8 protein-coding genes and 1 pseudogene are annotated in these 7,082 nt (G+C 68.7%); 3 read left to right on the top strand and 6 right to left on the bottom strand.

The genetic code is table 11. The annotated features are described in order from the left end of the window. Positions 1-6: 6 nt before the first annotated feature. Both BMX74_RS42310 and BMX74_RS42305 read right to left on the bottom strand, forming a co-directional pair. Positions 7-405, bottom strand: a complete 399-nt coding sequence (locus tag BMX74_RS42310; RefSeq protein ID WP_091106091.1) for a hypothetical protein — start codon at positions 403-405, stop codon at positions 7-9. A gap of 123 nt (positions 406-528) precedes the next feature. Then, positions 529-990, bottom strand: coding sequence for an NUDIX hydrolase (locus BMX74_RS42305; RefSeq protein ID WP_091106089.1), 462 nt, complete (start codon positions 988-990; stop codon positions 529-531). 305 nt (positions 991-1,295) lie between these two features. On the opposite strand from BMX74_RS42305, the gene BMX74_RS42300 reads away from it, so the two are divergent. From BMX74_RS42300 to BMX74_RS42290, 3 genes are read left to right on the top strand one after another with little or no spacing between them, the layout of a single operon-like run. Next, positions 1,296-2,189 carry an NsdA family TPR-like regulatory protein gene (locus BMX74_RS42300; protein WP_143078980.1) on the top strand — a complete coding sequence of 298 codons (894 nt, stop codon included), beginning with the start codon at positions 1,296-1,298 and terminating at the stop codon, positions 2,187-2,189. Between the two features lie 15 nt (positions 2,190-2,204). After that, positions 2,205-2,654, top strand: a complete 450-nt coding sequence (locus BMX74_RS42295) for an NUDIX domain-containing protein (protein ID WP_091106086.1) — start codon at positions 2,205-2,207, stop codon at positions 2,652-2,654. 31 nt (positions 2,655-2,685) lie between these two features. After that, a complete protein-coding gene (locus BMX74_RS42290; protein ID WP_091106085.1) occupies positions 2,686-2,979 on the top strand; it encodes a hypothetical protein in 294 nt (97 codons plus the stop codon). A 239-nt stretch (positions 2,980-3,218) separates the two neighbouring features. Here the strand turns inward: BMX74_RS42290 and BMX74_RS42285 are convergent, their stop codons facing one another. From BMX74_RS42285 to BMX74_RS42270, 4 genes and pseudogenes are all read right to left on the bottom strand, one after another. After that, a complete protein-coding gene (locus BMX74_RS42285) occupies positions 3,219-5,471 on the bottom strand; it encodes a DNA translocase FtsK (RefSeq protein ID WP_091106083.1) in 2,253 nt (750 codons plus the stop codon). Continuing rightward, on the bottom strand, positions 5,471-5,860 hold the full coding sequence (locus tag BMX74_RS42280) for a hypothetical protein (RefSeq protein WP_091106082.1): 390 nt from the start codon (positions 5,858-5,860) through the stop codon (positions 5,471-5,473). Before BMX74_RS42280 ends, BMX74_RS42285 begins: the two co-directional genes overlap by 1 nt. After that, entirely contained in the window at positions 5,857-6,078 is a 222-nt protein-coding gene (locus BMX74_RS44755) for a hypothetical protein (RefSeq protein ID WP_091106080.1), read from the bottom strand. Before BMX74_RS44755 ends, BMX74_RS42280 begins: the two co-directional genes overlap by 4 nt. Beyond that, a pseudogene (locus BMX74_RS42270) lies at positions 6,075-7,082 on the bottom strand (hypothetical protein); the annotation flags it as partial. The pseudogene BMX74_RS42270 and the gene BMX74_RS44755, both read right to left, overlap by 4 nt.

Below are 7,082 nucleotides of genomic sequence, written 5' to 3'. Positions count from 1 at the left end.
CCCGCGTCATGCCGTGTACCGCTTCTTGAATTCGCTCCACGTCATCTCCTCGACGATGCTGGTGGGGACGGCGAGGGGTTCGCCGTCGAAGCCGGTGCCGACACGGCGCCCCTCGAAAACGATGACCCGGCCGCCCTCGTCGCCGGGCTCCCCGGCCTCAGCGAAGTAGGCGGCGAGGTCTTCGGCGCTGTCGCAGCAGGAGTAGCCGTAGAGGGCGTCCTCCCACCCATCGCCGTCGCAGGTCTTGCACTGCTCGCCGAAGTAGTTGCCAGTGCCGGCGCAGTCGTGGCAGCGGGTCTGACGGCCGTCTGTGCTCCACTTCGAGCCCCACAGGCCGGACCAGGCGTTGTCGGCGTTGAAGTCAGGGGTGTCTGCCCAGTGGACCCTGAAGTACGTCTCCGTCATGCATCGAACGCTACATGTATCGTTCGCTGCAGTCAAGCATGTTCGCCAGTTGGATCGTGAAGATGTGCGAAGCCCCCGCTCCTCCTTCTCGGGAGGGGCGGGAGCGTCTTTGTGCTGTCTGGGTCAGGCCGCGCGCCGGTCCTGCCAGCCGTCGAGTGTGAACGTCTCGTTGCGGCGAAAGGCGTCGATTCCTGTACGGATGTAGGCGACAACGTCGTCAGGCAGGTCGTCGAGGCCGAACCAGTCGATCTTGTCGCACTTGGTGGGTTCCGCGTTGACAGGCTCCCCAGCCCATCGAGTGGCGGCGAAGAAAACGCCAATGCGAGCCTGCCCGTCAGGATCGGCGTGATGGCACAAGCCTGCGAAGGTCAGGTCGGCGGGGTCGATGACGATGCCCAGCTCTTCGCGGGCCTCACGCGCTGCGCCCTCGGGCAGGGTCTCGCCGGCGTCGAGGCAGCCGCCGGGCACCGACCAGGAGCCGTCTGCGAAACCGGTGTTGGCCCGCAGCAATAGCAGGACCTTGCCTGCCTCGACGAGGATCAGGTGGACGCCGACGTGGGGCCGGAACGGTTCTGGTGTGGTCATGGCAGTGCTCCCCGCGGTGGGCGATGAGTCGTGAGTGTCACGCTACGCCGCTACGCGGGGAGCACGGCCAGGAGCGGCCCGGCCCGGAGTACGCGGAGATGCTGGCCCGCGCCTACGGCACCACACGCGAGACGCTCGGCTTGGCGCCGAGGTGCGTGTGCGGGCGGGCCTGCCGCGGCTATGGTCAGCCAGAGGGCTGGACGCCGCTGCTAGTGCAGGGAGTGGACATGACGTCAGCTAGTGGACTGCCTGCCGTGCGGGAGTCGCTCAGGCTCGCCATTCTTGACGCTCCCCGCGGAGGGCCGGTGGTGGTGGAGCTGGCGGAGGCGGCGGTGGAGCACTACGCGCTCAACTACTCCCGGCACGCCCCGGCACACCTCTTCGACGAGGTGCACTCGTCCCGGGCGCTGCTCGCGGAGGCGCTCGGCTCACCAGCCGACGATGGGACAGGCAGGGACCTACGGCGGGCAGCCGGATGGATGTCCGGGCTGCTGGGCAACCTGGCTTTTCACCTGGCAGACCACAGCGGCGCCCGCGCCCACCTGGCCGTCGCCGCCTCCCTGGGGGAGCACACCGGCGATGCCCGCCTGGTCGCGTGGGCGCTCGGAGCGCAGAGCATGCTCGCCCGCTCCCGCCGCCGCCTTGATGCTGCGCTCTCCTACGCGCAGGCCGGCGCCGAGCGCGCCCCGTCCCCGATCGTGCGGGCTCAGCTCCTCGGCTGGGCGGTGTTGCCGTCCCTGGCCATGCTTGGACGCCTGTCCGAGGCTGAGCGTGCTCTCGGTGAGGCGGCCTCGCTAATGGACGCCGCGGAGGAGGAGCCGGGCCGGTTCGGCTTCGACGCCGCGGAGCTTGCCCTGCATGAGGCGGAGGCGTGGCTGGCGCTCGGCCGGACCGATCGGGCCGTTATACGGGCAGAGGCATCCGTCGCGGCATGCGTGCCGTACACGCCCGGGTGGGCCGCGGCCACACTCACCCTCGCCCGCGCGGAGGCCCTGGGGCAGCCTGGCGACTCTGCGGCGCGGGCTCTGGACGTCCTTGAGTGCATCCCCGCGGCCCGCCTCAGGTCTACCTCCCGGGACCGTCTCAAGGTCCTCGTAGGCGCCCTCGGAGACGCAGACATCGCGACCGTGCGGGACCTACATGAGAGGGCAAGGACGCTGCCGCCTCCCATCGATATCCACGGGCGGAGCACCGCCTGACGCTACGCTCGCCGGATGACCGATGTGGAGGCCCTCCTAGACGCCGCCGCGGCGGACGGCATCAGCAAGCTCGTGGTCGGCGCCGTCGTGCACGCCCACGGCAAGGTGCTGATCTTGCGCCGTTCGACCAGCGACGACTTCCTGCCCGGCATCGAAGAGCTGCCGTCTGGCGGCCCGGATCCGGGCGAGGATCTGATGGCAGCGCTGGCCCGCGAGCTGGCCGAGGAGATCGGGTGGACGGGGCAGATGTCTGTCGATCCCGGCTTCGTCGCGACTTTCGACTACGTGAGCGGCTCCGGCCGGCGCGCCCGACAGATCACCTTCAGCCTGGCGTATGACGGGCCCATCACGCTGTCAAACGAGCACACGTCGTACAGGTGGGTTCGCCCAGACCAGACCGGTGGGACGGATCTCACCCCGGAGAGCGTCCGGACGATCCAAGCGTGGGCGGAGAGCCGCTCCTAGGTCGCACGCACGTTCGGTCTAGGATCGCGGCATGGCCGACTATGACCCGCCCTCCGACCTGCTGCAACTCAAGCAGGACTTCCTCCTTGCTGACGCCGAATGCGGTGAGATCGGCAGATTGATCCAGTCCGGTGTCGCGGTGCTCGCGTTGGAGGCTGAGCCGGACCCGGAGCGGCAGGCGCAGCTTGAGGACGCCCGTGCGAGGCGCCTCGATCTGGTGGAGCGGATCCACCGGCACGAGTGGTGGTCCACGGTGGACAACCGCTACAAGGCGGATGCGGCGCTCTTGCAGGCCGCCAAAGAGCAGCTCGTGACTAGGCCGTAGGCTGACGGGTGAGAGCCCCGGGCGGATGGGGAAGTCCGCTCCGGGGCTCTCGCGCGTACGGCTGCGCGTGGGATGCGCGCGACCTGCTTTATGATCTTGCTGCCACGGGTGCTACGCAGGGGTGCCATGCCCCTGCCACGCGGGTGCCACAAGGGGGTGCCACGAACCGTGGCACCCCCTCCGACCTGTAACCCTCCCCCAACGCCCCCGCCCGTGGCACCACAAGGGGTGCCACGCGATCAAGACAGCTCGGGCCGCTCCGGCATCAGGTACCGCTGAGCCTCGTCGTCGTAGCCGCCCAAGACGTTCGCCTCGGCGAGCTTCCTGAGCGTCTTCTGCACCCACGAGCGGGACATGTCGGTCGTCTCCCACAGCGGCTTGAGATCCCCGCTGGAGAAGTCCCGGGCCCCGCCGTCCCACAGCTCCTGCAGCCGCTTCATGAGCGCGGCACCGCGCTCCTCGGCCGTCATCCGCTGCGCCGGCGCGGCGAAGGTGAGCGGGGGATCCCCTTCCTCCAGGTCCGGGATCTCGTCGTCAATGTCAGCCTGGACCCCGGGGTCGGGGTCGTCGGTGTGCAGATACTCGCTGGCCACGTCCTCCACATCCTCTTCGTCATTCTGACCGGCATCGATGCTGCCGGTGTCCGGGTCGCCAAGAACCATGGCCAGGGCGAGGGGCAGGCCACCCGGGGGCACATTCACTTCGCACCTGCCGTCCTCGCGCAGGCTGCCAACGATTCCGCCTTGCTGCATCGCGTTCATGACTCGCTTGGCCTCCTCGTAGCCGATACGAAGCTTCCGCTGCAGCATGGCCGGCGACGCGTACTGGCTGGTGACTACGAGCTCGACGGCCTGTAGCAGCAGGTCACGATCGACTGGTTGCTGCTGGGGTGCGGTGGGTGCCTCCGCCAGCCTCGACAGCGCAGCGGTGGTCTCGTCGACCTTCTTGGCTGCCGCAGGCCACTGCGCGGAGTAGGCGCGCATCGCCTCGTTCGCCCGCTCGTCGTCGAACTGGCCGTGGGCGTCGATCCCCCAGGCGAAGGTGCGCATCGGCATCGCGAACCGCCCTTCCTCGATCGAGGGGGCGTCGAGGTACGCCATGCCTGGCTGGGCGTTGGTCCACAGCTCGGGCCGGCAACCGGCGTCCTGTTGCCGCTCGGACAAGCCGAAGGACGCGTCCGCGCTGTTCTCCACGCCGAAGCACATCTTGGCGAGCTGCCCGCGGGCCAGGGTGGGCATCTGCGTGTAGTCGGAGCGCTGCAGGCTCATGACGATGGTGCCACCCGCGGAGCGGATCGCCTTGAGCATGCTCAAGAAGGCTTCCTGCTCCTTGTCGGTGAGGCAGTCGAAGATGTCGGGGAACTCCTCCAGCCAGATCAGCCAGTAGGTCAGCCCGCAGCCCGGCTTCCACTTCGCCAGCCCCTTGGATGCGAGGTAGTCGGTGCGAGGCTTCACCTGAGCCTGCAGCTCCGACAGCATCTTCTTCACACCTGCCGGGGTGGTCTCGAACCGGTGCAGCGCCGGCCGTAGCGGACCGAGCGTCTGCTCACCCTTGGTGATGTCGCCGGCGAACACGGCGCCGTCGACGCGGCTGATGAACTCGGCGAGATAGTTCCAGGCGCCGCCGAAGCCCTTGCCAGCGCCGGTCATGCCCATCATCTGCAGGTGATGGCCGACGATGGTGTAGCGGAGTTCGTCGAGGTCCTGCCAGAGTGCCAATCGGAACGGCTCAGCGACGCTCGCGCCGGGCCGGGATGGGCCAGGCCAGGGGATGGGGCGCTTCATCACCCGCGGGTCAGAGATCGTGACCTTCGCCATGCTGGCGTCATCGGGATCGAGGGCGGTCGTGATGGAGCCGGGTGGGAGGCCGATCCCGGACTCCACGTAGGGGACCTTCCTGCTGAGGTCGTCAGCGGTCTGCCGCCCCGCCTCTAGTTGGACAGCCCCTTCAACCTTGTGCGCGCTGGCCTTCGTCGTCTTGGCCTCGATGGCGGGCATCCCGGCTCGCTCGGCGCCCTGACCGAACAGCAGTGCCAGCGGATCCGTGATCGCGCCAGGCTGGTCTAGTCCCTTCATCCGGATGACGGTGCGGATGTTCCAGGTCAGCGCGACGGTGACGCCGCCGATGAGGATCAGTCTGCCGGTGACGACGGTGGTCGGCCCGTTGACGGTAGCGGCACACACCCACAGGCCCGCGAGGAGCGTTGTCAGGGTCGTGTGGGTTTTGCCCCACACGCTGCGGGCGTGGGACTGGCCGAACGTCACCGCGGTCAGCACCAGCACCGCGGCGGACATGAGGAACATGGTCCAGGCGACCACGTCCGGGTCATCTGAGTCGAGGATGACGTGGAAGGCGCACCCGATGCCGAACACCAGGATGTACGCCACCCACGGGCTCGTCAGCGTGACGAGCTTGGACACCTCCTTGGCCGCGACCTTCGACAGGCTCGACTCGGTCTCGACGGACACAAGGTCCTTGGTGCGTCCGGCCATCACACGTCATCCCAGTTGAAGGTCTTCTGTCGCTTCTCCGGCTTCAGCTCTGGCAGCACGTCGACGAACTCCTTGCGGAACTGGGCGTGGAACTTCACGAGTTCCACGCCGGCTCCCTTCTCCAGCTCGGCCGCCCGCTGGAGTCGCTTCACCACGCGGCGGGCGCGCAGCCGGACGTCGGGGGCGCCGAGCAGGGCGAGGATCGGGTGCCCCTTGAAGCTGCGGATCAGTACGGCGTACAGCTCGTCCGCGCCGAGCGCGAACTCCTCGCCGAGGTCCCGGCACAGGGTGCGCCCCAGCCGGGCGTAGTCGGTGATGGAGCGGGGCCCCTCCCAGGGGATGGCGGACAGCTCCGGGACCCGGGACCGTGTCGGCTGCTGCTCGCTCACACCTCCTCCTTCCATGTCTGGCGGACGACCTCGGCGAGGCGACCGCAGATGTAGGCGACGCGTGGCACGCCGAGCCGCGCGGTGACGAGAGCGTCGGCGGCGCCCACGAAGAGCGTGAGGACGTGACCGACCCACACCAGCGCGGTCAAGACTGCGGCCACAATGACGGCCAGGAGACGGCGGGCCTGCAAAGTGAGGCTTCTACGGTCGGTCTTCATGAGGCCGGCACCTTCTTCGGATCGGCCTTACGCCGCTGCCACCAATGCAGCTCGGCGACCCACTCCTTGCGCTTGCGGGAGGCGTAGCCGGAATCGACGCCGGCATGCTCGGAGAGAGCGGTCACGCTGGGGTAGCGGTCCTGAGCCACTTCGCTATCCCAGAAGGCGCGCATGAGCTGCGTCTTTGATGCTCTGTTCCGGTCTCCGTTGACCTCGGTCTTGACTTCTCGGCCGGTCACATCGCCGGTCAGATCGGGGGTCATCCACGGGGTCATGTAGGGGTCGCCGGACAGGATCCTGTCAAGGTCATAGGCGGTCGGGTCGTTGACATCGAAGTTGATCCCCGCGTTGACCGCCGAGAAGGTCAACGCCGGGGTCATCGGGATGGTCAACTTCTCCGACTGTCGGGGCGTCTGGGTGGGGCTGCTGTTGACCGTGCTGTTGATCTCCTGGTTGACCCGCTCCGAGGTCACGTCGGAGGTCACGCGCTCGGTCAACGCGATCAGCGTCACAGCAGCCTTGTCCTTCGCCCGCTGGATCGCCTCCGCGGAGTCGAGCGCGAGCAGATCCGCCATCGCTGTATCCGCGGCCTCGCGCTGCTCCTGGGTGACGGGGTCGGCCCAGCGGGCGGTACGGCGCCGGGCCACGAGCGCGTCAGCACTGCGGAGGGTGTCGATCTGTGCGAGCAGAGCCTTCTGTGCCGCGGCGTCAGTGGCGAGCTGGGCGTGCTCGACGGCTTGGGCGATCCGGCTGCGGAAGTGGGCGAGTGCCTTCGCTCGCCGGCGGGGCTTGGCTGCTTGCTGGTCGTCGACCTTGAGGGCGGCGAGAGCCACGCGGGTGATGCGCCGCTGCCGGTCCACCTCGCCCGCGGTACGGTCGGTGGCCTCCGCCAGGCCGAGCCGGACGAGGACGCGCTCGGGGGTGAGCCGCCAGTGGATGCGGCCGGTGCCGCGGATGCGGTGCCGTTCGATGGCCATGCCGCGCTCCCACAGCCAGGCCGCGAC

The sequence above is a fragment of the Nonomuraea pusilla genome (genome assembly GCF_900109355.1).
GTDB classification, from domain to species: domain Bacteria; phylum Actinomycetota; class Actinomycetes; order Streptosporangiales; family Streptosporangiaceae; genus Nonomuraea; species Nonomuraea pusilla.
Note: the sequence above shows the minus strand (reverse complement) of the source record. Positions and strands in the feature narration are given on the sequence as shown.